General features: G+C 73.4%; 21 protein-coding genes, 1 tRNA gene and 1 pseudogene. 16 read left to right on the top strand and 7 right to left on the bottom strand.

Annotated features, from left to right (window positions below):
* The first annotated feature begins 180 nt into the window (after window positions 1-180).
* The 4 genes and pseudogenes from EIZ62_RS19585 (at window position 181) to EIZ62_RS19570 (ending at window position 4,297) form a co-directional block, all read left to right on the top strand.
* Window positions 181-724, top strand: a pseudogene (locus EIZ62_RS19585) (SigE family RNA polymerase sigma factor).
* The gene (locus tag EIZ62_RS19580; RefSeq protein WP_156693948.1) at window positions 708-1,190 is read left to right on the top strand and encodes a hypothetical protein; all 483 of its coding nucleotides are present in this window, start codon (window positions 708-710) and stop codon (window positions 1,188-1,190) included. The pseudogene EIZ62_RS19585 and the gene EIZ62_RS19580 overlap by 17 nt, the downstream one beginning before the upstream one ends.
* A gap of 22 nt (window positions 1,191-1,212) precedes the next feature.
* Window positions 1,213-2,658 carry a DUF2079 domain-containing protein gene (locus EIZ62_RS19575; protein WP_156693947.1) on the top strand — a complete coding sequence of 482 codons (1,446 nt, stop codon included), beginning with the start codon at window positions 1,213-1,215 and terminating at the stop codon, window positions 2,656-2,658.
* A gap of 85 nt (window positions 2,659-2,743) precedes the next feature.
* Window positions 2,744-4,297, top strand: coding sequence for an MFS transporter (locus EIZ62_RS19570; RefSeq protein ID WP_156693946.1), 1,554 nt, complete (start codon window positions 2,744-2,746; stop codon window positions 4,295-4,297).
* A 90-nt stretch (window positions 4,298-4,387) separates the two neighbouring features.
* Here EIZ62_RS19570 and EIZ62_RS19565 read toward each other — a convergent pair whose 3' ends face one another.
* The 3 genes from EIZ62_RS19565 to EIZ62_RS19555 all read right to left on the bottom strand — a co-directional run bounded on the left by EIZ62_RS19565 (window position 4,388) and on the right by EIZ62_RS19555 (window position 8,858).
* Window positions 4,388-5,254, bottom strand: coding sequence for a coiled-coil domain-containing protein (locus EIZ62_RS19565; RefSeq protein WP_156693945.1), 867 nt, complete (start codon window positions 5,252-5,254; stop codon window positions 4,388-4,390).
* A 99-nt stretch (window positions 5,255-5,353) separates the two neighbouring features.
* Window positions 5,354-7,870 (bottom strand): SUKH-4 family immunity protein, encoded by a 2,517-nt coding sequence (locus EIZ62_RS19560; RefSeq protein ID WP_156693944.1) that lies wholly within the window; start codon window positions 7,868-7,870, stop codon window positions 5,354-5,356.
* Window positions 7,871-7,877: 7 nt separating this feature from the next.
* Window positions 7,878-8,858 carry an SMI1/KNR4 family protein gene (locus EIZ62_RS19555; protein ID WP_156693943.1) on the bottom strand — a complete coding sequence of 327 codons (981 nt, stop codon included), beginning with the start codon at window positions 8,856-8,858 and terminating at the stop codon, window positions 7,878-7,880.
* 227 nt (window positions 8,859-9,085) lie between these two features.
* Here EIZ62_RS19555 and EIZ62_RS19550 point away from each other — a divergent pair, with 227 nt between their 5' ends.
* Complete coding sequence (locus tag EIZ62_RS19550) at window positions 9,086-9,604, top strand: YwqJ-related putative deaminase (RefSeq protein WP_156693942.1); 519 nt, start codon at window positions 9,086-9,088, stop codon at window positions 9,602-9,604.
* Between the two features lie 10 nt (window positions 9,605-9,614).
* Window positions 9,615-10,103, top strand: a complete 489-nt coding sequence (locus EIZ62_RS19545) for an SUKH-3 domain-containing protein (protein WP_156693941.1) — start codon at window positions 9,615-9,617, stop codon at window positions 10,101-10,103.
* Between the two features lie 52 nt (window positions 10,104-10,155).
* Here EIZ62_RS19545 and EIZ62_RS19540 read toward each other — a convergent pair whose 3' ends face one another.
* Complete coding sequence (locus EIZ62_RS19540; protein WP_156693940.1) at window positions 10,156-11,481, bottom strand: sensor histidine kinase; 1,326 nt, start codon at window positions 11,479-11,481, stop codon at window positions 10,156-10,158.
* 155 nt (window positions 11,482-11,636) lie between these two features.
* On the opposite strand from EIZ62_RS19540, the gene EIZ62_RS19535 reads away from it, so the two are divergent.
* The 7 genes from EIZ62_RS19535 to EIZ62_RS19505 all read left to right on the top strand — a co-directional run bounded on the left by EIZ62_RS19535 (window position 11,637) and on the right by EIZ62_RS19505 (window position 17,309).
* On the top strand, window positions 11,637-12,509 hold the full coding sequence (locus EIZ62_RS19535; RefSeq protein ID WP_156693939.1) for a hypothetical protein: 873 nt from the start codon (window positions 11,637-11,639) through the stop codon (window positions 12,507-12,509).
* A 6-nt stretch (window positions 12,510-12,515) separates the two neighbouring features.
* Window positions 12,516-12,586 (top strand) — tRNA-Gln (locus EIZ62_RS19530).
* A gap of 144 nt (window positions 12,587-12,730) precedes the next feature.
* On the top strand, window positions 12,731-14,182 hold the full coding sequence (glmU, locus tag EIZ62_RS19525; protein WP_156693938.1) for a bifunctional UDP-N-acetylglucosamine diphosphorylase/glucosamine-1-phosphate N-acetyltransferase GlmU: 1,452 nt from the start codon (window positions 12,731-12,733) through the stop codon (window positions 14,180-14,182).
* Window positions 14,183-14,290: 108 nt separating this feature from the next.
* A complete protein-coding gene (locus tag EIZ62_RS19520; RefSeq protein WP_064073246.1) occupies window positions 14,291-15,268 on the top strand; it encodes a ribose-phosphate diphosphokinase in 978 nt (325 codons plus the stop codon).
* Between the two features lie 207 nt (window positions 15,269-15,475).
* Window positions 15,476-16,072 (top strand): 50S ribosomal protein L25/general stress protein Ctc, encoded by a 597-nt coding sequence (locus EIZ62_RS19515; protein ID WP_156693937.1) that lies wholly within the window; start codon window positions 15,476-15,478, stop codon window positions 16,070-16,072.
* A 96-nt stretch (window positions 16,073-16,168) separates the two neighbouring features.
* Window positions 16,169-16,771: an aminoacyl-tRNA hydrolase gene (pth, locus tag EIZ62_RS19510; RefSeq protein WP_156693936.1), complete on the top strand. Its 603-nt coding sequence runs from the start codon at window positions 16,169-16,171 to the stop codon at window positions 16,769-16,771.
* A 70-nt stretch (window positions 16,772-16,841) separates the two neighbouring features.
* Complete coding sequence (locus EIZ62_RS19505; RefSeq protein WP_156693935.1) at window positions 16,842-17,309, top strand: hypothetical protein; 468 nt, start codon at window positions 16,842-16,844, stop codon at window positions 17,307-17,309.
* Between the two features lie 99 nt (window positions 17,310-17,408).
* Here the strand turns inward: EIZ62_RS19505 and ppc are convergent, their stop codons facing one another.
* On the bottom strand, window positions 17,409-20,138 hold the full coding sequence (gene ppc, locus EIZ62_RS19500) for a phosphoenolpyruvate carboxylase (RefSeq protein WP_156693934.1): 2,730 nt from the start codon (window positions 20,136-20,138) through the stop codon (window positions 17,409-17,411).
* Window positions 20,139-20,351: 213 nt separating this feature from the next.
* Here ppc and EIZ62_RS19495 point away from each other — a divergent pair, with 213 nt between their 5' ends.
* Both EIZ62_RS19495 and EIZ62_RS19490 read left to right on the top strand, forming a co-directional pair.
* A complete protein-coding gene (locus EIZ62_RS19495) occupies window positions 20,352-21,338 on the top strand; it encodes an acyl-CoA desaturase (RefSeq protein WP_167536397.1) in 987 nt (328 codons plus the stop codon).
* A complete protein-coding gene (locus EIZ62_RS19490; protein WP_156693933.1) occupies window positions 21,335-22,012 on the top strand; it encodes a TetR/AcrR family transcriptional regulator in 678 nt (225 codons plus the stop codon). The genes EIZ62_RS19495 and EIZ62_RS19490 overlap by 4 nt, the downstream gene beginning before the upstream one ends.
* Window positions 22,013-22,144: 132 nt before the next feature.
* Here the strand turns inward: EIZ62_RS19490 and EIZ62_RS19485 are convergent, their stop codons facing one another.
* On the bottom strand, window positions 22,145-22,984 hold the full coding sequence (locus EIZ62_RS19485) for a trans-aconitate 2-methyltransferase (protein ID WP_156693932.1): 840 nt from the start codon (window positions 22,982-22,984) through the stop codon (window positions 22,145-22,147).
* 132 nt (window positions 22,985-23,116) lie between these two features.
* Between EIZ62_RS19485 and tamR the strand changes: the two genes are divergently transcribed.
* Window positions 23,117-23,614 (top strand): MarR family transcriptional regulator TamR, encoded by a 498-nt coding sequence (tamR, locus tag EIZ62_RS19480; RefSeq protein WP_156693931.1) that lies wholly within the window; start codon window positions 23,117-23,119, stop codon window positions 23,612-23,614.
* Here the strand turns inward: tamR and EIZ62_RS19475 are convergent.
* On the bottom strand, window positions 23,573-24,346 hold the full coding sequence (locus EIZ62_RS19475) for a LuxR C-terminal-related transcriptional regulator (protein WP_156696493.1): 774 nt from the start codon (window positions 24,344-24,346) through the stop codon (window positions 23,573-23,575). The two genes, tamR and EIZ62_RS19475, sit on opposite strands and share 42 nt — an antisense overlap.
* Window positions 24,347-24,482 lie beyond the last annotated feature (136 nt).

The following is a 24,482-nucleotide window of genomic DNA, read 5'->3' as shown; positions in this document are numbered from 1 at the left end:
CGGGCCGGGGGTTTCCCAGCGTACGACGTCGCTCCGACACCCGCCCCCGAAACCCTTCCCGGGCCCGGGGACGTCCGTACGGGGCGTGCGTCCGGAAATTCGTGCGGCCGCATGTCAACCGGGACCGTCCCCCCGGACGTATACGCCATGAGACATGTCCGACCCGTGCCGGGAGCCGCATTGACCGAAGAGGAGTTCCAGGAGCTGTACGCCCACTCCGCCACGCGGCTCGTCGGCCAGCTGTACCTGATGACGGGCGACCTCCACGAGGCCCAGGACGTGGTCCAGGAGGCGTTCGTACGGGCCTGGGGGCGCCGCTCGCGGCTGTCCCGGGACGCCGGGCCGGAGGCGTGGGTGCGTACCGTGGCTGGGGGTCCCCCCGGGCCGAAGGCCCAGGGGGAGGCTCGCCGTCAGCCGGTGGCGCCGCCGGAAGCGGTCCGCCGAGGCGTGGCGGCGGCACGGCGACGGCCTCGCCTCGGCGGTGCCCGCGCCAGGACCGGGCACGGTCGCCCTGGTCACGGCGCTGCGCCGGTTGCCCGACCGGCAGCGCCGGGTCGCCGTCCTGCACTACGTCTGCGACCTGAGCGTGCAGCAGGTCGCCGACGAGACCGGCATCTCGGCCGGCACCGTCAAGACCCACCTGTCGCGGGCCAGGCACGCCCTCGCACCCCACCTCTCCGCCACCGAGGAAGCCGAGGAGCAGCACGGTGACCGATCCGCGTGACGACAACGCCGCCGGGGCACCCGGCGGTGCCGGGGGCACCCACGGGACGCCCGCCCCGGGGGCGCGCGACCGGGTCGACGAGGCCCTCGCCGCGGCGCTCAAGGGTGCCGCCGCGGCCGGGGCGCGGGCGGCCGTGCCGGAGCCCGCCGCGCGGGTGGTCGTGCGGGGCGCGCGCCGCCGGCGGCGTACCGTGGCGGCCTCGGCGGCCGGCGTCGCCGTGTGCGTCCTGGCCACGACGGGCGCGCTCGCCGCGCTGGGGCTGCGGCCGGACGCGCCGGCCCCGCCGGCGGCCCCGTCGCCCACGGGCCCGGCCCCGTCCCTGTCGCCCTCCCCCACACCGTCCCCGCCCCCGCCCCCGCCCCCGTCACCGTCCTCCTCCACCTCTCCGGCGTCGACCTTCCCGGCGCCGCCCACCACCCCCGCCACACCCACCACGCCCGGGACCGGAGCGCCCGGCACCCCGTAAGCCCCTTAAGGAGCCCCCCCTCATGCGTGGAGCCGTCCTCGCCCCACCGGACACCGCCGACGAGCCGGTCCGAATACCCGGCGCGCGCCGTCCGTCCCCTCCGGGCACCCCCCGGCGGACCCGGACGGACCGCGCGCCGCACCTCCTCGCACTCGCGCTGTTCGCCGCGTACGCGACCCTCTCCGTCCTGCGCCACCACCGCATGGAGACCCGCTCCTGGGACCTGGGCATCTTCGAGCAGGCCGTCCGGGGCTACGCCCACCTCCAGGCGCCGGTCGCCGACCTCAAGGGGCCGGGCGCCAACATCCTGGGCGACCACTTCAGCCCCGTCACCGCCCTGCTGGCCCCCGCCTACCGGCTCTTCCCCACGCCGGTCACCCTGCTCGTCGCGCAGGCCGCGCTGTTCGCGCTCGCCGCGATCCCGGTCACCCGCGCCGCCACCCGCCTGCTGGGCCGGGGCTCCGGTCTCGCCCTCGGCGTCGCGTACGGGCTGTCCTGGGGCATCCAGCAGGCGGTCGACTTCGACTTCCACGAGATCTGCTTCGCCGTCCCGCTGATCGCCTTCTCCCTCGAAGCGCTCCTGGGGCGGCGATGGCGCGCCGCCCTCCTGTGGGCGCCCCCGCTCGTCCTGGTCAAGGAGGACCTGGGCGTCACCCTCGCCGCGATCGCCCTGGTGGTGGCGTGGCGGGCGTACCGGGAGTCCCCGCGGGCGGCGGTGTACGCGCTCGGGGTCGCCGTGCTCGGCGCGGCCGCGACGCTGCTCACCCTCACCACCGTCATCCCGGCGTTCAACACCTCGGGCGGCTACGACTACTGGACCAAGGTCGACGGCGGCCCCTCGCCGCTCGCCGGGGCCGACACCAAGCTGCGCACCCTTCTGTGGCTGCTGCTCCCCACCACCGGGCTGCTCGCCCTGCGCTCCCCCCTGCTGCTGGCCGGCGCACCCACCCTCGGCTGGCGGTTCCTGTCCGGCGACGACCACTACTGGTCCACCGACTGGCACTACAGCGCCGTCCTGATGCCGGTGCTGATCCTCGCCCTCGCCGACGCCGCCGACGTCTCGCGCCGCAGCCCTCGCCCCTGGCTGCGCACCTGCGCCGACCGGCTCCCCGCCTGCGCCGCCGCGGCCGCCCTCGCCCTCACCCCGTCGCTGCCCCTGGCGGCGCTCACCGAGTCGGCCACCTACCGCAAGCCGCCGCGCGCCGTGGCGGCGGAGGAGCTCCTCGCCCGCGTCCCGGACGGCGCGACCGTCGAGGCGAACGTGGGGCCGATCAGCCGCCTGGCCGGGCGGTGCCGGGTCATGTGGGTGGGCGGCACCCGGGACGTGACGCCCGACTGGATCGCCCTCGACAACGCCTCCGGCTGGGTGCGCGACCCGTACACCTACGCCCGGCAGCTCCACCCGGACGCCCGCTACCGCGTGTCCGGCGAGGCGGGCGGCTTCCTGCTGCTGGAGCGCCGGACCTGACGCCCCGGCCGCGCCGCCGGGTGTCCACGGGGTGGCACACCCCGTGACGCCTCCCGCCCCGCGTGGAATGCTGCTCGCTACACGTATGTGCGTCGGACGGGCTGGGGGGAACGTGAGCGGTACCGCCGGGCGAGCAGACCGCGCCGAGGACGGTGCCGACGACGGCGCCCCCCGCCGGCCGGACCCCGCCCGGGCCTCCGCGCCGCCCGCCCGCCGGGGAGCGGTCGTCGCGGCCCTGATGCTGGCCATGGCGCTCGCCGCCCTCGACGGCACCGTCGTCTCCACCGCCGTCCCGCAGATCGTCGGCGACCTCGGCGGGCTCTCCGTCTTCTCGTGGCTGTTCGCCGGCTACCTCCTCGCCGTCACGGTCACCCTGCCGGTGTACGGGAAGCTGTCCGACACCTTCGGCCGCAAGCCCGTCCTGGTCGCGGGCATCGTCCTGTTCCTCGTCGGTTCGCTGCTGTGCGCCGCCGCGTGGAGCATGACGTCCCTCATCGCCTTCCGGGTCGTCCAGGGGCTCGGTGGCGGCGCGTTGCAGGGCACCGTGCAGACCCTGGCCGCCGACCTGTACCCGCTGAAGGAGCGCCCCAGGATCCAGGCCCGGCTCTCCACGGTGTGGGCGACGTCCTCCGTCGCCGGCCCGGCCCTCGGCGGACTGCTCGCCGGATACGCGGACTGGCGCTGGATCTTCCTGGTCAACCTGCCCGTCGGGGCCGTCGCGCTCTGGCTGGTCGTGCGCCACCTCACCGAACCGGCCCGGGCCCGGGCGAAGGCCCGCGTCGACTGGCCGGGCGCGCTCGCGGTCTTCACCACCGGTGCGTTGCTGCTGACCGCGCTCGTCCAGGGCGGCGTGGCCTGGCCGTGGCTCTCCCCGCCGTCCCTCGCGCTGTTCGCGGGCGCGGCGGTGCTGACGGCCGTCACCGTCCGGATCGAGCGCCGCGCCGCCGAGCCGATCATCCCCGGCTGGGTCTGGCGCCGCCGCACCATAGCGGCCGTCAACCTCTCCCTCGGCGCGCTGGGCCTGCTGATGGTCGCCCCGACGGTCTTCCTCCCCACCTACGCCCAGTCCGTCCTCGGGCTCGGCCCCGTGGCCGCCGGTTTCGTCCTGTCGGCGATGACCCTGTCCTGGCCGATCAGCGCGGCGTTCTCCAACCGCGTGTACGCCCGCATAGGGTTCCGCCTCACCGCCGTCACCGGCATGTCCCTCGCCGTCCTGGTCCTCCTGGCCTTCCCGCTCCTGCCCTACCCGGGCGAGCCGTGGCAGCCGGCGCTCCTCATGCTGCTCCTGGGCGGCGCGCTCGGCCTCTTCCAGCTGCCGCTCATCGTGGGCGTCCAGTCCACCGTCCCCTGGGCCGAACGCGGCACGACCACCGCGTCCGTCCTCTTCTGCCGGCAGGTCGGCCAGAGCGTGGGCGCGGCCCTGTTCGGCGCCGTCGCCAACGCGGTCCTCGCCACCCGCCTCACCGAGGGCGGTCTCGACGATCCCACCGCGCTCACCCCCAGGGCGGTGGACGCCGCGGTGGAGTACGTCCACATCGGCGCCGCCGCGGCCGGAGCCCTCGCGCTCCTGGCCCTCCTGACGCTCGCCCCGCGCCGCTTCCCCGTCCTCACCACGGACGACGACGGACCCACCGCCTGAGCCCCGGGCCCCTGAGGCGCGTCGCGGAAGTCCCGCCCGGCCGGGAACGCCCGGCACGCGCCCCGTCACCAACGCTGCGGGCCAGTACACCTAGGGCGTGCCCGAACGGCCCGTCAGCGCGGCGAGGCTGCTGCGGACATGGGCCATGTGCGCCCGAACCTCGTCGCGGGCCGTCTCGTGCTCCCGCAGCAGGCGCTCCGTCTCCCGCTCGACCCGCTCCGCCCGCAGCCGCGCCCCCGCCAGCACCTCCGCCGCGCGCGCGTCGGCCTCCTCCTGGTCGTGCCGCGCCCGCTCGGCCGTCTCCGCCAGGGCCCGCTCCGCCTCCGCGAGCCGCTCCCCGGCCGCCGCGAGCAGCGCGCCCTGCCGGGCCGCGCGGTCCGCCTCCCGCCCGGCCGCCTCGCGCTCCGCCGCCTCCGCCCGTTCCGTGTGCCGGGCGTCCTGCTCGGCCAGCAGCCGCTCCGCGCGCTCCCGCGCCTCCCGCAGCGCGGCCAGCCCCTCGCCGCGCCGCTCCTCGGCCTCCGCGAGCGCCCGGGCCCGCGCCTGCCCGGCCCCCTCGCGCGCGGCCGCCAGGGCCTCCCCGGCCCGCGCCTCGGCCGCGTCCCGTACCGCCCGGGCGGCCTCGCGTGCCGCGTCGCGCACCGACCGGGCCGCCGTCTCCGCGCCGTCCGCGAGGCGCCGCGCCTCCTCCAGCGCGTCCGCCCGCAGCGCCTCGGCCTCCTCCTCGGCGAGCGCGAGGATCTCCTGGGCGCGCCGGCCCAGCGTCTCGTACCGCTGCGGCGGCAACCGTGCCACGAGCTCCCGCAGCCGCGCCGCCTCCGTCGTCAGCTCCTCCAGCCGTACGGCCAGTTCGTCCGCCCGCCGGCGCGCGGCGACCCGTTCGGCCTCCAGCCCCTCGACGGCCCGGTCGACCTGCTCGGCCCGGTAGCCCCGGCCCCACACCACAGCGAACCCGCTCATGACTGACGCCCCCTTCCCGGTACAGGATGCAACAACCCGCACCGAGGGAAAGGGGCGCCTATGCGCCAATAACAGCGGCCGACGCGGCCGTCGCGGCGGCTACAGCAGTCCGTCCCACATCTGCTCCAGCAGCACCGACCACCAGCTCTCCGGCGAGGACAGCGCCGCCGGGTCCAGCATCGCCAGCTGCGCCTGGAAGTCGACCGTCCAGCGGCCCGCCTGCTCCGGCGTCAGCCCGAACCGCAGTCGCCACATCCGGCCCAGCAGCCCCAGGCACCGGGTGAACTCCGGCAGCCCGCTGTTGACGAACTGCGGGGCGGCCGGGCGGCCGTCGGGGCCCGCCTCGACCGACACGGCCACGATGTGCGCCGTGCCGTACTGCACGCAGATCGCCCGGCCGAAGTCGGAACCGATCACCAGGTACGAGCCCGCGTCGGACGCCGGCTGCACCTGCCGCTGCGCGGCCAGTTCGGCGAGCGTCGGCACCACCGGCTGGGCGGGCTGCGCCCAGAAGAACGGCCCGAAGTCCGCCGGCAGGCCCGCCCACACCAGCGTGCGCGCCACCAGCTCGGGCACGCCCTGCCGGGACACGGCCCGCTGGTCGAACCGGCAGATCCCCTGCGGCCCGAACGCGCCCACCAGCTCCTGGGCGATGCCCTCCGGCGGAACCGGCGGCGCGGGCTGCACCGGCGGCAGCGGCACCCGCAGCGGGGCGGGCCGCGCCGGGCCGTCGGCGACCTGGTGCAGCTCGCCCTGGTGGACGATCAGTTGCTGCATGCCCTGCTGACGGCTGGCGTGATCGCGCCCGTACGGGGCGATCGACGTGATCCGCGCCTGCGGCCACGTCTCCCGGATCATGCGGGCGCAGTACCCGCCGGGCAGCTCGCACGACTCCAGCTCGGTGTGCAGCTCCAGCACCGCCTGCGGCGGCACGTTCATGGCGCGCAGCTCGTGCAGGATCTGCCACTCGGGGTGCGGCGTACCGGGCGCCGAGCGGCGGATCAGCTGCGCCTCGGAGCCGTCGGGCGCGCGGTAGCGCAGCACGGCCTGGTAGCCGGGGCCCACGGTCGGCATGCCGGTCGGCGGCTGCTGCGGGTAGCCGTACGCGGGCGCCGCAGGAGCCGGCGGGGCCGGAGCCGGGGGCGGCAGCGGGCCGCCCGGGCCCGGCTGGGCCAGCATCGTCGCCGCGTGGTGCACCCCGCCGCCGGGCGGGCCGGGCGGCCCGGGGGGCGGCGGCGTACCAGGGGCACCGGATCCACCGGGCGCGCCGGGAGGCCCCGGCGGGGGCGGCGTACCCGGAGCACCGGGACCGCCCGGGCCCGGGTGCGCCAGCATCGTCGCCGCGTGGTGCACCCCGCCACCCGGAGGCGGCGTGGCACCCGGAGGCGCCGGGGGCGCGGGCGGGGGCGGCGTACCCGGAGCACCGGGACCACCGGGGCCCGGGTGCGCCAGCATCGTCGCCGCGTGGTGCACCCCACCACCCGGAGGCGGCGTGGCCCCCGGAGGCGGCGGCGGTGCGGGCGGCCCCGGCGGGGGCGTGGCGTCGGGCGGCAGCTGCGAGACGAGCTGCGTCGGTACGTACCCCCCGGCGGGCGCGCCGGGCGCACCCGGGCCCGAGGCGGGCGGACGCGCACCGGGGGTGCCGGGCGCGCCGGGCGGCGGCGGGGTCGTCGGCCCCGTCCCCCGCGAGGGCCGGGCACCGCGCGGCGGCACGGCGGCCTTGCTGGTGGCGGCGTCCGCGATGTCGCCGGGCGCCGAGGGCTGCGGGTCCAGCGCCTGCGGATCCAGCGCGGGCGCGATGGCGGTGCGCGGCAGCCGGCTGCCCCCCGACATGAGCGCGGTCGGGGCGTCGGCGCCCACGGCGGGCGGCGGAGTGTCGTCGTCGTCCGACCCGGACAGCGGCGGCGCGAACACGGTCGCGGGCAGCGGTACGGAGGCGTCGTCACCGCCGGGCGCGTTGACGTCGCTCCACGGCGCGGAGGCGGGGACGCCGTCCTGCGCGGTGGGCTCGTGGTCCCCGGGCGGGGCGGGCCACTCGCCGGACCCGGCCGGAGCCGCGTCGGGAACGACCGCGGGAGCCGCCGCGGGAGCCGGGGTGCCCGGCGCCTCACCCGTACCGGACGCACCCGTACCGGAGGTGTCCCCCTCCGGTACGCCGCCACCACCGGCGGCGGCCCCGCCCGAGGTGCCACCACCCGACGTGCCGCCCGACGTACCGCTCTCGGAGCGCCGGTCCGGGATGCCCATCCTGTCCGCCGCGTCCTGCAGCCACTCCGGCGGAGTCAGCAGGAACGACGTCTGGTTGAGGTCGATCCGCTCCGGCTGCCCGGAAGGAGCCTCCACCGGCACGCCCGCGGGCGCCCCGTACTCCTCCTCGTACCGGCGGATCACCTCACCGACCGGCAGACCCGGCCACAGCGTCGCCTCGCCGCTGTCCCGGGCGATCACCAGCCGCTGGCGGCCACCGTCGGACGTGGGACCGTTCTCGCGGTCCTCCGCCCACACCACGAACCCCAGGTCGAACTCCCGCACCCGCACCTCCCGGTGCTGGTACGCGGGCAGGTCACCGTTGACCCACTCCTCCGCCCGCTCCTGCGCCTGCGCGAAGGTCACCATCGAAAGCTCACTCCCCCACCGGGACGGCGTGCGCGAAGCCACCGTCCACCATCAGGTTCGCCACGGTCTCCAGCTCCGGCGGATTGCCCGCCAGCCGCTGGAGGAACTCGTCGAAATCCGCCCCGCACGGCAGCAGCAGGCGCTCCACCCGGTCCCCCACCGACAGACCGTCCTCGTCCCGCGCGTCGTCGAACGCGCAGAACCACACCGACCCGACGTCACCACCGCGCACCTTCACCGCCAGCAGACCGCCCTGGACGAAACCCACGCCCAGGTAGTCCTTGGTGAGGTGATCACGCAGACACTTGTTGACGTACACCAGGTCGTTGACCGCCGCCTCGTCCCGGACCGTGAAGAACGGCTGGTCGACCAGCAGACCCAGCTCCGCGTCGAGGGCCGCGCCGACCGGCGCGCAGCCGCCCGCCGCCTTCAAAAACGAGCGGTACGCCCCGGGAAGCCGGTAGCCCAGGTCCTCCTCCACGCCCTGGAGCTGCGCCTCGGTCACCGACAGCGCGCCCTTCGGCAGCCCGAAGTGCGCGGGGCGGGTCTCCTGCAGCGGTCGCGTGCCGCGCTTGCCGTGGTCCACCGCCGTCGTCGTCAGCCCGCCGTGGTGCCGCAGCAGCGCCTTGACCTCCACCGGCACCAGCTCCATGCGGCGCGTGCCGGACACGTGGTGCCACGTCCAGCCGTGCGGCGTCGCCACCGCGGGCACGGTGTCCCACAGCTCGTGCCCCGACGCGGCCAGCGCGGCGTTCGCGGACACGTAGTCCGTCAGCCGCAGCTCGTCCACGCCGAAGCCCTCCGGCGGCTCGGCGATCTCCGCGGCCGCGCGGGCGTACGGCGAGAAGACCGGGTGCCCGTTCCCGTCCACCCGCACCCCGGCGGGATACCGGGCGGCGCGGACCGGGTCCGGGAAGTGCACGACCTGCCCGGCGTAGGCCGCGTTCGGTGGCGCGGCACTGTGCTGCCCGAGCCGACCTGTCGTCATGGCGGATGCCCCCTGCTGCTGCTGGCTGGTCCGCACAGCCTAAGCGGTGGGCCGGAAGGAGGAACCCGCGCTCCGTCACGGTGACCACCCGTCACACACAGGTGACCCACAGACGATCACGCGACACACCGATCACACGTTTCAGCGCCCCCGCTTCCCCATCAGCTCACCCATTTGGCAGGCTGTCCCCCGCAACTCGGGGGATTGCAGAGGGGACGACACGCATCATGCACACAGCACGACCAGGCACGACGTCCGCCACGGGCGGCGACCCACGCCTGAGCTGGAGCAGCACCGGCCAGAACCTCACCCCGATACTCCGCCACCGCAGGGACGGCATCCTGCCCACGGTGGGAGCAGCACTCTCCGTACGCGGCGAGACCCTCACCTGCACCGCCGGCCGCGGTGACCGGCCGCCCGCGCTGCACCCCCTCGTACAGGACTTCCTCGACACCCTCACCAGCGGACAGCGCGAACGCTTCACCGGCCGCTGCCCCGAGGCGATCCTCCTGTCCCGCCACCTCGCCGCCACCGAGACGGGCCGCTCCAAGCGCGCCCAGCGCAAACCCCTCAGCCAGGGCGAGGCCCGCCGCTCCCTCAAGAACGCCAAGATCACCGCACGCCGCATCCGCGAGGACGGCGACCCCCTCCACGGCACCTACGCCGCCCCCTGCCGCTCCTGCGCCGCCCTGCTCGCCCACTTCGGCGTACGCCCCGTCGACCCCACCACCGCCCAGAACGGCTGACCGCACGCACATGCCCGACCTCAACACCACCCGCTTCCCCGTCGCCGTGGACGCCGCCCTGAGGGAAGCGGGCTGGCAGCCCGGCCGCTGGGACATCAAGCAGGCCGAACAGTGGGCCGACGCCCTGCGCTCCCACCTCTCGCCCGCCGGGCACCGGCACAGCGTCTTCCCCGCCGCCGTCGAGGCGTGGGCCGAGTTCGGCGGCCTGCGCATCACCGCGCCCGGCCCCGGCCGCCAGATCGCCCCCGCGCCCGTCCACCTGAACCCGCTGGCCGGCCTCCACCACGCCCGCAGCCTCGCCGACCTCGGCCGCGCCCTCGACACCGACATGGCCCCGCTCGGCGAGGAGGCCGACAACCGCGCCGTCCTCGCCATCGACGCCGAGGGGCGCGTCTACAGCATCGACCACGCCGGCGACTGGTACCTGGGCCCCGACATCGACCACGCGCTGGCGCTCCTGGTCACCGGCGCCCAGCCCGCCCGCCTCACGTCCCCCTGACCCCACCCGGTCGGGCGGCCCGTCACCACCGTCACCCCGCCGCCCCCGGCGGTCAGGCGGCCTCGACCGGCAGCACCGCCGACACCTTGAAACCACCGTCGTCCGTCGGACCCGACACGAACACCCCGCCCAGCGCCGTCACCCGCTCCCGCATGCCCACCAGGCCGTTGCCCCCACTCGGCAGCCCCGCGTCCGCCGCCTTGCCGTCCGACGGCCCGTTCTCGACCTGCATCGCCACCTCATCGCCCCGGTGCGCCAACCGCACGACCACCTTCGCCCCCGCCGCGTGCTTGTGGACGTTCGTCAGCCCCTCCTGCACCACCCGGTACGCCGTCGACTCCACCCGCGGCCCGTACGACCGCGCCTCCCCCATCACCAGCAGCTCCACCACCATCCCCGCCTGCCGCGACTGCTCCACCAGCTCCGCCACCGCGTCCAGGCACGGACCGTCCTCCACCCCCGGGACCTCCCCGGCCCCCGCCGCGGAGGCGACCGCCGCGGCCGCCCGCCCCACCGCCGCCAGCGGCACCGTCTCCCGGGCCGGCGCCCGGTCACCCGCGCGCAGCACCCCGAGCATCTCCCGCAGCTCCGTCAGCGCCTGCCGCCCCATGTCGCCCACCAGGGCCGCGTTCCGCACCGCCTTCTGCGGGTCCTTCACCGCCACCGCCTGGAGCGCCGCCGCGTGCACCACCATCAGGCTCACCCGGTGCGCCACCACGTCGTGCATCTCCCGCGCGATACGCGTCCGCTCCTCCGTACGCGCCATCTGCGCCCGCTGCTCCGCCCGGTCGGCCAGCAACGACAGCTCCTGCTCCAGGCTGTCCGCGCGCTCCCGCAGACTCTCCATCAGCCGCCGCCGCGCCCCTATGTACAGCCCGAGGAACACGGGCGGACCGTTCACGCCCAGCGACAGGAAGACCGCCATCAGCGGCACGTACCAGGGCCCCGGATCGAAGTCGGCCGACGCGATGTCCTGCTGCACCCGTACGTACGTGACGATCAGCACCGCCACCAGCGACATCCCCGCCAGTGCGGCGATGATCCGCCGGGGCACCTCGGACGCCGCGAGCGTGTAGAGACCGACGATGGCCATCAGGTAGCCCATCTCGGCGGGCGTGATGGCGATCGAGACGAGCACCACGGCGATCGGCCACCGCCGCCGCACGACGAGCACCGAGCCCGCCAGCAGCCCGAACACCACCCCGACCGGCACCGGCAGCGAGGCGTAGTCCGCGAACTCGACCCCCTCCGCCGCGCACTCCAGCGCCGACACGCTCCCCAGCGTCACATCGAGCACGGCACTGCGCCGCCGCCCCCACCACCACCAGCCACGGGTGGTCGCGCCCGCAGCCTCCTGGTGTGCCCCCGTTGTGGTCATGTCCCCCAGACTACGGGCGCCCGCCACCCCTTTTCCGGCCAGCCCGACGGCACACGGAGCCGCGATCCGCAGGCGACACGCACAAGAATCCCTCGAACACGTGAACCGCTCACGCATGCGACCCGGACGTCCGCATTCCGGACCAATCTGTCCGCATGACAACCACCACTGGCAGGTACGCGGACTTCGAGAAACTGCGCACCCAAGCGGTCGCCCTCCGCCGCGAAGGCCTCAGCCTCCGCCAGATCCGCGACCGCCTCGGTATCCACAACAACGACATCCTCCACCGCCTCGTGAAGGGAGAACCCCCGCCGGACTGGACCAAACGCCCCCGCGCCAAGGACGAGCTCCGCGCCAAGGCCCGCGAACTGCGCCTCCAGGGCCTGACCTACGACCAGATCCAGGTCGAGCTGGGCTGCTCGAAGAGCTCGATCTCGCTGTGGGTGCGGGACCTGCCGAAGCCGGAACGCAAGCGCACCCCCGAGGAGGCGTCGGCCATCGCGAGGCGGGGATGGGAGGTGACGCTCCAGCGACGGGACGAGGAACGCCGGCGCACCAAGCAGTCCGCCAAGGACGCCATCGGCCGGATGACGGACCGCGAGCTCTTCCTCACCGGCGTGGCCCTGTACTGGGCGGAGGGCACCAAGGACAAGCCGTACGCCCGCCGCGAGATCGTGACGTTCGTGAACAGCGACCCCGGCGTGATCCTCGTGTTTCTCGCATGGCTCGCACTGCTCGGCGTGGAACGCGAACGCATCGGTTACCGCGTCATGATTCACGAAACGGCGGACGTGACAGGCGCCGAGAGCCATTGGGCCGAGATCGTCGGCGCCGACCGCAGCGCGTTCGGCAAGACAACGCTCAAGAGGCACAACCCGCGCACAACCCGGAAGAACGTCGGGGACGGTTACCGCGGATGCCTGGTCATCAAGGTGCGACAGAGCGCCGACTTGTACCGTCGCATCGAAGGCTCCTGGTACGGCATAGTAGGGGCTGCGTCCACATCCGGATCACGGAATCGGACATAGCGGCTATCCCGGGTCGTCTAAGGGCAAGACGTCAGATTTTGGTTCTGATCATGGGGGTTCGAGTCCTCCCCCGGGAGCACTTCCCAGGTTCGGGTCCTGACCCACACCGTCAGGACCCGTTCTCGTTCCCGCACCCCCTTACCGCCCCCCGCCCCCATTTCCGCTCCGGAACCCCCCGGTATCCTGCGGGTGTCCACCACCCGAAGCCGAAGGGCATTCCCGTGAGCGCCAACCGCCCGGCAGCCGTCGTCGTCCTCGCAGCGGGTGAGGGCACCCGCATGAAGTCGAAGACCCCCAAGGTCCTGCACCAGATCTGCGGGCGCTCGCTCGTGGGTCACGTCGTCTCGGCGGCGCGCGAGCTGGATCCCGCGCACCTCTGCGTGGTCGTCGGGCACGCCCGCGAGCAGGTGACCGCACACCTCGACGAGCTCTACGCCGGCACCCGCACCGCGATCCAGTACGAGCAGAACGGCACCGGTCACGCCGTGCGCATGGCGCTGGAGGAGCTGGGCGCCGGGGCGCTGGACGGGACCGTCGTGGTGGTGTGCGGGGACACTCCGCTGCTGTCGGGCGAGACGCTGACCGCGCTGGCGCGGACGCACGCCGCCGACGGCAACGCCGTGACCGTGCTGACCGCCGAGGTGCCGGACTCGACGGGGTACGGGCGGATCATCCGTGACCCGGAGACCGACGCCGTGACGGCGATCGTGGAGCACAAGGACGCGTCGGACGCGCAGCGTGCGATCCGGGAGATCAACTCCGGTGTCTTCGCGTTCGACGGGAAGCTGCTGGCGGACGCGCTGGGGAAGGTCCGCACGGACAACAGCCAGGGCGAGGAGTACCTCACCGACGTGCTGGGGATCCTGCGCGAGGCCGGGCACCGGGTGGGCGCGTCGGTGGCGGGTGACCACCGGGAGATCCTGGGCATCAACAACCGCGTGCAGCTCGCGGAGGCGCGGCGGCTGTTGAACGGCCGGCTGCTGGAGCGGGCGATGATGGCCGGCGTGACGGTCGTGGACCCGGCGTCGGTGTTCCTGGACGTGACGGTGACCTTCGAGCGCGACGCGGTGGTGCACCCGAACACGGAGCTGTCGGGTGCGACGCACGTGGCGGAGGACGCCGAGGTGGGCCCGAACAGCCGCCTGAAGGACACGCGCGTGGGCCGGGGTGCCCGGGTGGACAACACGGTGGCGGACCGCGCGGAGGTCGGCGAGGGCGCGTCGGTCGGCCCGTACGCGTACCTGCGTCCGGGGACGCTGCTGGGGCCGAGGTCGAAGGCCGGTACGTACGTCGAGATGAAGAACGCCCGGGTGGGCGAGGGGTCGAAGGTTCCGCACCTCTCGTACGTCGGGGACGCGACGATCGGTGAGTATTCGAACATCGGTGCCGCGAGCGTGTTCGTGAACTACGACGGTGAGAGCAAGCACCACACGACGATCGGTTCGCACTGCCGTACCGGCTCGGACAACATGTTTGTGGCTCCCGTCACGGTCGGGGACGGCGCGTACACCGCCGCCGGCTCGGTGATCACCAAGGACGTGCCGCCCGGTTCGCTGGCCGTCGCCCGCGGCCAGCAGCGGAATATCGAGGGTTGGGTGGCGCGGAAGCGGCCCGGCAGCGCCGCCGCGCAGGCGGCCGCCACCGCCTCCGAGCAGGCCCCTCGCGAGGACTGACCGGAAACAGGTGCGCCGAACTCGGCGTACCGTGATACGTGCACACAAATTCGGCTGGTTCGCGCGATGGTGGTCGCGGCCAGAGGACACGTCTGAGGAGACAGTGCTGTGACCGGGATCAAGACGACCGGCGAGAAGAAGCTGATGCTCTTCTCCGGCCGCGCCCACCCCGAGCTGGCCGAGGAGGTTGCGCACCGGTTGGGTGTCGGTCTCGTACCGACGAAGGCGTTCGATTTCGCCAACGGTGAGATCTACGTCCGCTTCCAGGAGTCGGCGCGCGGTGCGGACTGCTTCCTGATGCAGAGCCACACGGCTCCCATCAACAAGTGGATCATGGAGCAGCTGATCATGATCGATGCTCTGAAGCGGGCTTCGGCCCGGAGCATCACCGTGATCATCCCGTCGTACGGCTACGCCCGGCAGGACAAGAAGCACCGCGGCCGTGAGCCGATCTCGGCCCGTCTGGTCGCGGACCTGCTGAAGTGCTCGGGTGCCGACCGCATCCTCACGGTCGACCTGCACACGGACCAGATCCAGGGCTTCTTCGACGGTCCGGTGGACCACCTGTCGGCGCTGCCGGTGCTGGCGGACTACGTGGGCGCCAAGGTGGACCGCTCGAAGCTGACGGTGGTGTCTCCGGACGCGGGCCGGGTGCGCGTCGCCGACCGCTGGTGCGACCGGCTGGACGCGCCGCTGGCTATCGTCCACAAGCGCCGTGACAAGGACGTCGCGAACCAGGTGACGGTCCACGAGGTCGTCGGTGAGGTCGAGGGCCGGGTCTGTGTCCTGGTGGACGACATGATCGACACCGGTGGCACGATCTGCGCCGCGGCCGAGGCGCTGTTCGCGCATGGCGCGGAGGACGTGATCGTGACGGCGACGCACGGCATCCTGTCGGGTCCGGCGGCCGACCGTCTGAAGAACTCGAAGGTGAGCGAGTTCGTGCTGACGAACACGCTGCCGACGCCGGGTGAGCTGGAGCTGGACAAGATCACGGTGCTGTCGATCGCGCCGACGATCGCGCGCGCGGTGCGCGAGGTGTTCGAGGACGGTTCGGTGACGAGCCTCTTCGAGGAGCAGGGCTGATCCGCTGACGCCCGGGAGGCCGCTTCGACCACGGGTCGGGGCGGCCTCTCGCGTTCGGTTAGACTGGTGGGGTTGCTCGGCGAGGGAGGCCGTACCGGTTCAGGTGCGGCGGTCCGTTATCGACGCGCTCTTCGTAGCAGGCCAAGTCCAGTCGTGGCCGGGTGACCCCACGACCGTTGATTCGTCTGACTCTTACGAGGAGTGCACATGTCCGAGGTGAAGCTCGCCGCCGAGACCCGTACCGAGTTCGGCAAGGGTGCCGCCCGCCGCATCCGCCGCGCCAACCAGGTTCCGGGTGTTCTCTACGGTCACGGCTCGCAGCCGCTGCACCTGACGCTGCCGGGTCACGAGCTGCTGCTCGCGCTGCGTACGCCGAACGTCCTGATCTCCCTGGACATCGACGGCAAGACCAACGAGCTGGCGATCCCGAAGGCCGTGCAGCGCGACCCGCTGAAGGGCTTCCTGGAGCACGTCGACCTGCTGCTGGTGAAGCGCGGCGAGAAGGTCAACGTGGAGATCCCGGTGCAGACCGAGGGTGAGCTGGCCCCCGGTGGCAACCTGCTGGAGCACGTGCTGAACGCGCTTCCGGTCGAGGCCGAGGCCACCCACATCCCCGAGTCCGTCTCGGTCTCCGTCGAGGGCCTGGAGGCCGGTGCCTCCGTCCTGGCGAAGGACATCACGCTGCCGAAGGGCGTCACCCTGGCCGTCGAGGAGGACGCCGTCGTCCTGCAGGTCCTGGCCGCGCAGGCCGAGGAGCCGGCCGCCGAGGGCGACGAGGCCGCCGAAGAGGCCGCCGAGGCCTGAGCCCTCCTGGGCTCCGAGTGACGGGGTGGCGGGCTGCGGCCCGCCACCCCGTTTCCCTGTTCCGTGTAGGTGTACGCACACGAGGAGACTGACGACATGACGACGGCGGCGGAGGCCGGCGCGCCCTGGCTGGTGGTGGGCCTGGGGAACCCGGGGCCGGAGTATGCCGGGAACCGGCACAATGTCGGGTTCATGGTGGCCGATCTTCTCGCGGAGCGGATCGGGGGCAGGTTCAAGCGGGCCGGCAAGGCGCAGGCGCAGGTGGTGGAGGGCCGGATCGGTCCTCCGGGTCCGGCGAGCCGCCGGGTGGTCCTGGCGAAGCCGATGTCGTACATGAATCTGTCGGGTGGCCCGGTGACGGCCCTGCGGGACTTCTACAAGGTGCCGACGGCGCACGTGGTGGCGGTGCACGACGAGCTGGACATCGACTACGGCGTTCTGCGGCTGAAGCTGGGCGGCGGGGACAACGGGCACAACGGCCTGAAGTCGATGACGAAGGCGATGGGGGCGGAGTACCACCGGGTGCGGTTCGGGATCGGGCGTCCGCCGGGCCGGATGCAGGTCGCCGACTTCGTGCTGAAGGACTTCGGGTCGGCGGAGCGCAAGGAGCTGGCCTACTTCGTGGACCGGGCGGCGGACGCGGTGGAGTGCCTGGTGACGGAGGGGCTGGAGCGCGCGCAGTCGGCGTACAACACCTGATCCTGGACGTTTCCGACCTTTAGGGACCGGAATTGACCGGGTGCGGTCGTGTGCCAGAGGATCGCGCCCCATGAGCAAGAAGCGGACTTCAGCCCTCCCGTACGCCCGCAGTGCCGCGATGGCGCTCGTCGCGCTGCTGCTTGTGGTGGCGGGCACGTGGGCGTCGTGGGGGACGGCGCAGCACGTGCTGCTGTCGAAGGGCCGGGAGCACGGCACGCTCACGGTGACCGGCTGCTCGACGGACGTCTGCACGGGGCGGTTCGACCCGGAGGGGCCGGCGGGGCCGCGGGCGGACATGACGATCGACCATTCGGTGGCGGTGGAGAAGGGCGGCCGCTACGCGGTGGTGGTGAAGCCGGACACCACGGAGCTGGTGCGTACGGGCTGGTCGGGCGGGCTGCACGCGTGGTTGCCGCTGGGCGGTGCGCTGCTGCTGGCGGCGCTGGTGATCGGCGGCGGGATGCGGCTGCCGAGGCTGGCGTGGGCGTCCGCGTCGGCGGGCGGGGCGCTGCTGGTGGGGGCGTTCTTCGCGCTGTAGGGGACCCGCGGAGGTATGCGCTGTAGGGGCAGACGGAAGCATGCGGAAGGGGGCGCCCGGTTGAGAACCGGGCGCCCCCTTCGTCGTGCCGTACGCGGGTCAGCCGGTGTTGCGCAGACCGGCGGCCACGCCGTTCACCGTCAGGAGCAGGGCCCTGGCGAGCAGCGGGTCGGGCTCCTCGCCGCGCTCGACGGCGGCCCGCTGGCGGGCGAGCAGCGAGACCTGGAGGTAGGAGATCGGGTCCAGGTAGGCGTCGCGGATGGCGAAGGTCTGCTGGAGGACCGGGTTGGAGTCGAGCAGTTCCTTGCCGCCGGTGACGCGCAGCACCTCGCTGACGGTCAGCGCGTGCTCGGCCTCGATGTGGTCGAAGACGTGCCGGAGGTTCTCGGGGACGAGGGTCTCGACGTAGTGGCGGGCGATCCGCAGGTCCGTCTTGGCGAGCGTCATCTCCACGTTGGACAGGAAGTTGCGGAAGAAGTGCCACTTTCCGTACATCTCGTCGAGCACGGCGTCGAGGCCCGCCTCGCGCAGGGCCTTGAGGCCGGAGCCGACGCCGAACCAGCCGGGGACGATCTGCCGCGACTGGGTCCAGCCGAAGACCCACGGGATGGCCCGCAGTCCGTCGAGCGAGACGCCCGAACCGGGGCGGCGGGAGGGCCGCGAGCCCAGGTGCAGGTCGGCGAGCTGGTCGACGGGGGTGGAGGCGAGGAAGTACGTCGGCAGGTCGGGGTCCTCGACGAGCTTCCGGTAGGCCGTGTGGGCGGCGTCGGAGACGACGTCCATGGCCGCGTCCCAGCGGGCGAGCGCCTCGTCCGACTGGCGGGGCGCGGTGTGCAGGGCGGACGCCTGGAGCGTGGCCGCCACCGTCAGCTCCAGGTTCTCCCGGGCGAGGGAGGGGATGAGGTACTTGTCGGAGATGACCTCGCCCTGCTCGGTGACCTTGATCTCGCCTTCGAGGGTGCCCCACGGCTGGGCGAGGATCGCGTCGTGGGAGGGGCCGCCGCCGCGGCCGACGGTGCCGCCGCGGCCGTGGAAGAGGCGCAGCCGTACGCCGTAGCGATGGGCGACGTCACGCAGCCGGCGCTGGGCGCGGTGGATCTCCCACTGGCTGGTGGTGATGCCGCCGAACTTGGAGGAGTCGGAGTAGCCGAGCATGACCTCCTGGACGTCGCCGCGCAGCGAGACGAGGCGGCGGTAGGAGGGGTCGGCGAGCATGTCGTCGAGGATGACGTCGGCGGCCTTGAGCTCGTCGGTGGTCTCCAGCAGCGGCACGATGCCGATCTTGGCCCAGCCGGCGTGGAGGTCGATCAGTCCGGCCTCGCGGGCGAGGACGGCGGCGGCGAAGACGTCGTCGGCGCCCTGGCACATCGAGATGATGTAGGACTCGATGACCTCGGGGCCGAACCGCTCGAAGGCTTCCTTGACCGTGTGGAAGACACCGAGGGTCTTGGTGCCGGCCGCGTCGAGCGGGGCGGGCGTCGGGGCCAGCGGGCGGCGCGAGCGCAGCTCCTTGGCGAGGAGCTTCTGGCGGTAGTCGCGGGGCATGTCCGCGTAGCGCCAGGACTCCTCACCGAGGCGGTCGAAGAGCTGGCCGAGGGTGTGGTGGTGGGCGTCGGCGTGCTCGCGGACGTCCATGGTGGCGAGCTGGAGGCCGAAGGCGGCGAGGGTGCGGATGGTGCGGTCCATGCGGCCGTCGGCGAACAGGCCGCCGCGGTGCTCGCGCAGGGACGTCTGGATGACGGTGAGGTCGGCGAGCAGCTCGGCGGTGCCGAGGTAGTCGCGGCCGTCCTGGTGCGCGGTGCCCTTGGCGAGGCGCTCGCGGGTGTTGACGAGCTTCTGGCGGACGCAGGTGGCCTTAAGCCGGTACGGCTCCTCGGCGTTGAGGCGCTTGTAGCGGGGGCTGATCTCGGGGAGCCGCTCCAGGTCGCTCTGGAGGGAGTCGAGGAGCTCCTGCGTGGCGCCCGCGTAGCGGATGGAGTTCGACAGCTGGCTGCGCAGGTGGTCGACCAGCTCGATGGCGTCGGTGATGCCGTGCTCGTGCTGGAGGATCAGGACGTCCCAGGTGACGGCCGGGGTGACGTTGGGGTTGCCGTCGCGGTCGCCGCCGATCCAGGTGCCGAAGGTGAGGGGGCGGGTGCCGGGGGGCAGCTCGACGCCGACGCGCTCCAGCTCGGCGGCGAGGTCCTCGAGGACGTCGCCGACGGCGTTCGCGTGCAGCTCGTCGAGGTAGTAGATCGCGTTGCGGGCCTCGTCGGTCGGCTCGGGACGGACGACGCGCAGCTCGTCGGTCTGCCAGATGAGGTCGATGGCCTCGGCCAGGCGCAGGTCGTGGCGGCGCCGGTCGGAGGCGATGACCGGGGTCTCCAGCAGCTCGGCGACGCGGCGGAGCTTGTTGAGCACGGAGCGGCGCGCCGCTTCGGTGGGGTGCGCGGTGAAGACGGGGCGGACGCTGAGGTGCTTGACCGTCTCGCGCACGTGCTCGGGGTCGCCGTCCTTGAGCATGTCGGCGGTGCGGGCGAGCAGGCCGCCCTCGGCGGCGCGCTTCTCGCGCAGCTCGCGGCCGCGGTGGACCTGCTCGGTGACGTTGGCCAGGTGGAAGTAGGTGGAGAAGGCGCGCACCAGGCGGGCGGCGGTCTCCAGGTCGGTGTCGCCGAGCAGCGCCGCGGCGTCCTCGCCGTTCTCCCGGGTGAGGTGGCGGACCTTCTCGACGAGCTCCAGGAGCTCGGGTCCTTCCTGCCGGACGAGGGTCTCGCCCAGCAGGTCGCCCAGTCGGCGGATGTCGGCGCGCAGCTCTGCGCTGGCGGAGGGGGTCTGGTCGGCACTGCTCACAGGTGCGGCTCCTTGCAGTGTTTGAGCACGTCTGGAGGGGTACTGGAGGCTGCGGACCGCGCTGTCCGACGACACCCAGGATAGGTGTCCCGTCCGGCGGCGCCGTCGCCAGCCCTCTTGCCGCGCGCCGAACCGCTGCCATACTTACGTCGCCGTAGGTTACGGAACCGTAGCCACAGCTTCCGTTGTATCCCTCACCCCCCAGGGGACTCCATGACCTCAAGCCCCGACGTGCTCGAGAATTCGGGCCCGTCCGCTTCGCCTTCTCCGGATCTTCCTCCCGGCACGCTCGGCGGGGACAGCAAGCGCACGACCGAGCAGGTCGCGCTGCTGCTGTTCATCACGGTGCCCTTCGTGGCCCTGGTCGCGGCGGTGCCGCTGGCGTGGGGCTGGGGGGTGAGCTGGCTGGATCTGGGCCTGCTGGTGGCGATGTACTACATCGGCTGCCACGGGATCACGATCGGCTTCCACCGGTACTTCACGCACGGTGCGTTCAAGGCGAAGAGGCCGCTGCGGATCGCGCTGGCGGTCATGGGTTCGCTGGCGGTGGAGGGGCCGCTGGTGCGGTGGGTGGCGGATCACCGCAAGCACCACAAGTTCTCGGACGCGGAGGGCGACCCGCACTCGCCGTGGCGGTTCGGCGAGACGCTGCCGGCGCTGATGAAGGGCCTGTGGTGGGCGCACATCGGCTGGATGTTCGACGAGGAGCGCACGCCGCAGGCCAAGTACGCCCCGGACCTGATCAAGGACCCGGCGCTGCGCCGGATCTCCCGCCAGTTCATCGGCTGGACGATCGTGTCGCTGGCGATCCCGCCGCTGGTGGGCGGTCTGGTGACGATGTCCTGGTGGGGCGCGTTCACGGCGTTCTTCTGGGGGTCGCTGGTGCGGGTGGCGCTGCTGCACCACGTGACCTGGTCGATCAACTCGATCTGCCACGCGGTGGGCAAGCGGCCGTTCAAGTCGCGTGACCGCAGTGGGAACGTGTGGTGGCTGGCGGTGCTGTCGTGCGGTGAGTCGTGGCACAACCTGCACCACGCCGACCCGACGTGTGCGCGTCACGGTGTGCTGCGGGGGCAGATCGATTCCAGTGCGCGGCTGATCCGCTGGTTCGAGATGCTGGGCTGGGCCTACGACGTGCGCTGGCCGACCGCGTCCAGGATCGAAGGCCGACGCCAGGACCGGGCCGCGAACGCGGCATGATGGACGGTGTGGCGATCGACGGCAGTGGCACCAGTAGTACTGACAAACCCAGGCGGGGGCGCCGGGTCCGGATGACGGGCGCCGAGCGCCGGCAGCAGCTGCTCGACATCGGTCGCACGCTGTTCGCGGCGCGGGGCTTCGAGGGCACGTCGGTGGAGGAGATCGCCGCGAAGGCCGGGGTCTCCAAGCCGGTGGTGTACGAGCACTTCGGCGGCAAGGAGGGCCTGTACGCGGTGGTGGTCGACCGCGAGATGCGCCAGCTGCTGGACATGGTGACCGGCGCCCTGACGGCCGGGCATCCGCGCGAGCTGCTGGAGCAGGCCGCGTTCGCGCTGCTCGACTACATCGAGACGTACACGGACGGTTTCCGCATCCTGGTGCGGGACTCGCCGGTCGCGCAGTCGACGGGTACGTTCGCGTCGCTGATCTCGGACATCGCCACGCAGGTGGAGGACATCCTGGGCCTGGAGTTCAAGGCCCGGGGCTTCGACCCGAAGCTGGCCCCCCTGTACGCGCAGGCGCTGGTGGGGATGGTGGCGCTGACCGGCCAGTGGTGGCTCGACGCCCGCAAGCCGAAGAAGGCGGAGGTCGCCGCCCACCTGGTCAATCTGGCGTGGCACGGCCTGGACGGCCTGGAGCCGAAACCCCGCCTGATCGGCCACCGCAAGAACTGACCCCGCCGGCCCGGCGCGCCGCCGCTGCGGACCGGCCCCCGCCGCCCCGGGTCGGGGGCGGCCCGCGCCGGGTGCCGTACGGGCGTGCGGTCCGGCGCGGGCGGGTGGCGGGGGCGACCGGTAAGTGGGGCGTCACCCTGTCGCTTCCCGGGTCCGCGTCGCGACCGCGAAGACGCGCCGGAACGGGAAGACCGTGCCGTGCGGGCCCGGCGGATACGCCTTGCGGAGCAGGTCGCGGTACTGGGCCAGGAATTCGCCGACCGCCTCGTCGTCACCGTCCAGGGCGGTGATGACGGGGCGCAGCGCGGTGCCCTTGACCCAGTCGAGGACGGGGTCCTCGCCCTGGAGGAGCTGGGAGTAGACCGTCTCCCACACGTCGACGTCGAGGCCGAGGTCGGCGAGGCGGGTGAGGTAGTCGGCGGCGTCGAGGATATGGACGAAGCGGCGGCCGTGGCCGGTGAGGCGGGCCCGCCACTGCGGGGTCTCGCACAGTTCGCCCAGCAGCGCGTGGCTGGGTGCGGTGAAGTTGGCCGGGACCTGGAAGGCGAGGGTGCCGCCGGGGGCGAGACCCTCGGTCCAGTCCGGGAACGATTCGGGATGGTTGGGCACCCACTGGAGCGCGGCGTTGGAGATGATCAGGTCGTAGGGTTCGTCGGGCGTCCAGTGCGCGGCGTCGGCGGGCCGGAAGTCGAGCCAGCCGCCCCCGTCGGTGCTTCCGGCGTAGTGCGTCTTCGCCTGTTCCAGCATCTCGGGCGAGAGGTCGAAGCCGGTGATGCGGGCGCCGGGCCAGCGTTCCGCGAGCAGCGCGGTGACGTTGCCGGGACCGCAGCCGAGGTCGGCGATACGGGGTGAGCGGCCTCGCGCGGCGGCGGGCAGTTCGGGTATCCGGGCGAGCAGGTCGAGGAACGGTCGGGTGCGGTGGGTGGAGTGGCGCAGGTACTGCTGTGGATCCCAGATCGGTGCGGAATGCATGTTTCGAGCCCCCTTGCTGGAACGTAGTGCCGAAGCGGAACAAAGTCCCGGCCCCGTCATGCCCAATGGTCCAGCCGAATATTTCTTGACGTCAAGAGACTTCACATCGACAGATCCCCTACACTGATCGCCATGGAGGACGAGGTCGACCGTCTGGTCGCTGCATGGCGCCGCGAGCGCCCCGACCTCGACGTGGAACCGCTCGAGGTCCTCAGCCGCGTCTCCAGGCTGGCCCGCCACCTCGACCGGGCGCGTCGGCTCGCCTTCTCGGAGCACAACCTGGAGCCCTGGGAGTTCGACGTCCTGACGTCCCTGCGCCGCGCGGGAGCCCCCTACCAGCTCTCCCCCGGCCAGCTGCTCACCCAGACCCTGGTCACCTCCGGAACGATGACCAATCGTATCGACCGGCTCGCCAAGAAGGGCCTCGTCGAGCGGCTGCCCGATCCGAGCGACCGCCGGGGCGTCCTCGTCCGCCTCACCCCCGAGGGCCGCGACCGTGCCGACCAGGCGCTCGCCGGGCTCCTCGCGCAGGAGCGGGCCATCCTCGCGGAGCTGTCCCGCGCCGAGCGCGCCGACCTGGCCGCGCTGCTACGCCAGCTGACCGCCCCGTTCGACAACATCCCCGGCTAGCCCGGGCCCCAGGTCGGCCGGGCCGACGCCCGCCCGGCGGGCCAGCGCGACCGCCGCCAGCGTGGAGTGCACGCCCAGCTTTCCCAGCACGTTCTGCATGTGGGTACGGACCGTGTGCGGCGACAGGTACAGCCGCTCGGCGACCGCCTTGCGGCCGAGACCGGCCACCATGCAGCGCAGCACCTCCCGCTCGCGCGGCGTGAGCGACTCCACCAGCCGCTCGCTCTCGGTGCGGTGCTTGCGCGCGGCCGTCAGCTCCCGCAGCACCCCCGTGAGCAGCGCGGGCGGCAGGTGCGTCTCGTCGCGCAGCACCCCGCGTATCACCGTCAGAAGGCGCTGGAGCGAGCAGTCCTTGGCGACCCAGCCCGAGGCGCCCGCCTGCAGGGCGAGCGCGGCTCTGCCCGGGTCGTCCTTCTCGGCCAGCACGACCGTACGCACCTCGGGGCGGCCCTCACGGACACCGGCCACCAGCGAGATGCCGTCCACCGCGCCCTCGCCGTTGTCCGGCACCGCGCGGGCGACCGCCGGCGCGGCCGCGGCGCCCAGGTCGGCGTCGACGAGCAGCACGTCGAACCGGCGGCCCTCGGCCGCCGCCCGGTCCAGGCACCGCAGCGCGGCGGGCCCGCTGCCCGCCGCGGCGACGTCCACGTCGGGCTCGGCCGCCAGGGCGGCGGCGAGCGACTCGGCGAAGATGCGGTGGTCGTCCACCACCAGAACCCGGATACGGACCACTGACACCCCCAAGCGTCGAGGAAACGGGGCAGCTGCGGGTACGGCGCCCGGAGCCGGAGGCACAGCGGTCGCACGGCCGCCGCCGCGCAGTGACTGTTACCCCCACCCCGGGCGTCGTACCCGGCTGTCTCGCCCC

The organism is Streptomyces ficellus (assembly GCF_009739905.1).
GTDB classification, from domain to species: domain Bacteria; phylum Actinomycetota; class Actinomycetes; order Streptomycetales; family Streptomycetaceae; genus Streptomyces; species Streptomyces ficellus_A.
Note: the sequence above shows the minus strand (reverse complement) of the source record. Positions and strands in the feature narration are given on the sequence as shown.

Coding starts and splice junctions, on each gene's coding strand:
- EIZ62_RS19575 (WP_156693947.1), top strand. CDS start 1,213: ATGCGTGGAGCCGTCCTCGCCCCACCGGACACCGCCGACGAGCCGGTC.
- EIZ62_RS19570 (WP_156693946.1), top strand. CDS start 2,744: ATGTGCGTCGGACGGGCTGGGGGGAACGTGAGCGGTACCGCCGGGCGA.
- EIZ62_RS19565 (WP_156693945.1), bottom strand. CDS start 5,254: ATGAGCGGGTTCGCTGTGGTGTGGGGCCGGGGCTACCGGGCCGAGCAG.
- EIZ62_RS19560 (WP_156693944.1), bottom strand. CDS start 7,870: ATGGTGACCTTCGCGCAGGCGCAGGAGCGGGCGGAGGAGTGGGTCAAC.
- EIZ62_RS19555 (WP_156693943.1), bottom strand. CDS start 8,858: ATGACGACAGGTCGGCTCGGGCAGCACAGTGCCGCGCCACCGAACGCG.
- EIZ62_RS19550 (WP_156693942.1), top strand. CDS start 9,086: ATGCACACAGCACGACCAGGCACGACGTCCGCCACGGGCGGCGACCCA.
- EIZ62_RS19545 (WP_156693941.1), top strand. CDS start 9,615: ATGCCCGACCTCAACACCACCCGCTTCCCCGTCGCCGTGGACGCCGCC.
- EIZ62_RS19540 (WP_156693940.1), bottom strand. CDS start 11,481: ATGACCACAACGGGGGCACACCAGGAGGCTGCGGGCGCGACCACCCGT.
- EIZ62_RS19535 (WP_156693939.1), top strand. CDS start 11,637: ATGACAACCACCACTGGCAGGTACGCGGACTTCGAGAAACTGCGCACC.
- EIZ62_RS19515 (WP_156693937.1), top strand. CDS start 15,476: ATGTCCGAGGTGAAGCTCGCCGCCGAGACCCGTACCGAGTTCGGCAAG.
- pth (WP_156693936.1), top strand. CDS start 16,169: ATGACGACGGCGGCGGAGGCCGGCGCGCCCTGGCTGGTGGTGGGCCTG.
- EIZ62_RS19505 (WP_156693935.1), top strand. CDS start 16,842: ATGAGCAAGAAGCGGACTTCAGCCCTCCCGTACGCCCGCAGTGCCGCG.
- EIZ62_RS19495 (WP_167536397.1), top strand. CDS start 20,352: ATGACCTCAAGCCCCGACGTGCTCGAGAATTCGGGCCCGTCCGCTTCG.
- EIZ62_RS19490 (WP_156693933.1), top strand. CDS start 21,335: ATGATGGACGGTGTGGCGATCGACGGCAGTGGCACCAGTAGTACTGAC.
- EIZ62_RS19485 (WP_156693932.1), bottom strand. CDS start 22,984: ATGCATTCCGCACCGATCTGGGATCCACAGCAGTACCTGCGCCACTCC.
- tamR (WP_156693931.1), top strand. CDS start 23,117: ATGGAGGACGAGGTCGACCGTCTGGTCGCTGCATGGCGCCGCGAGCGC.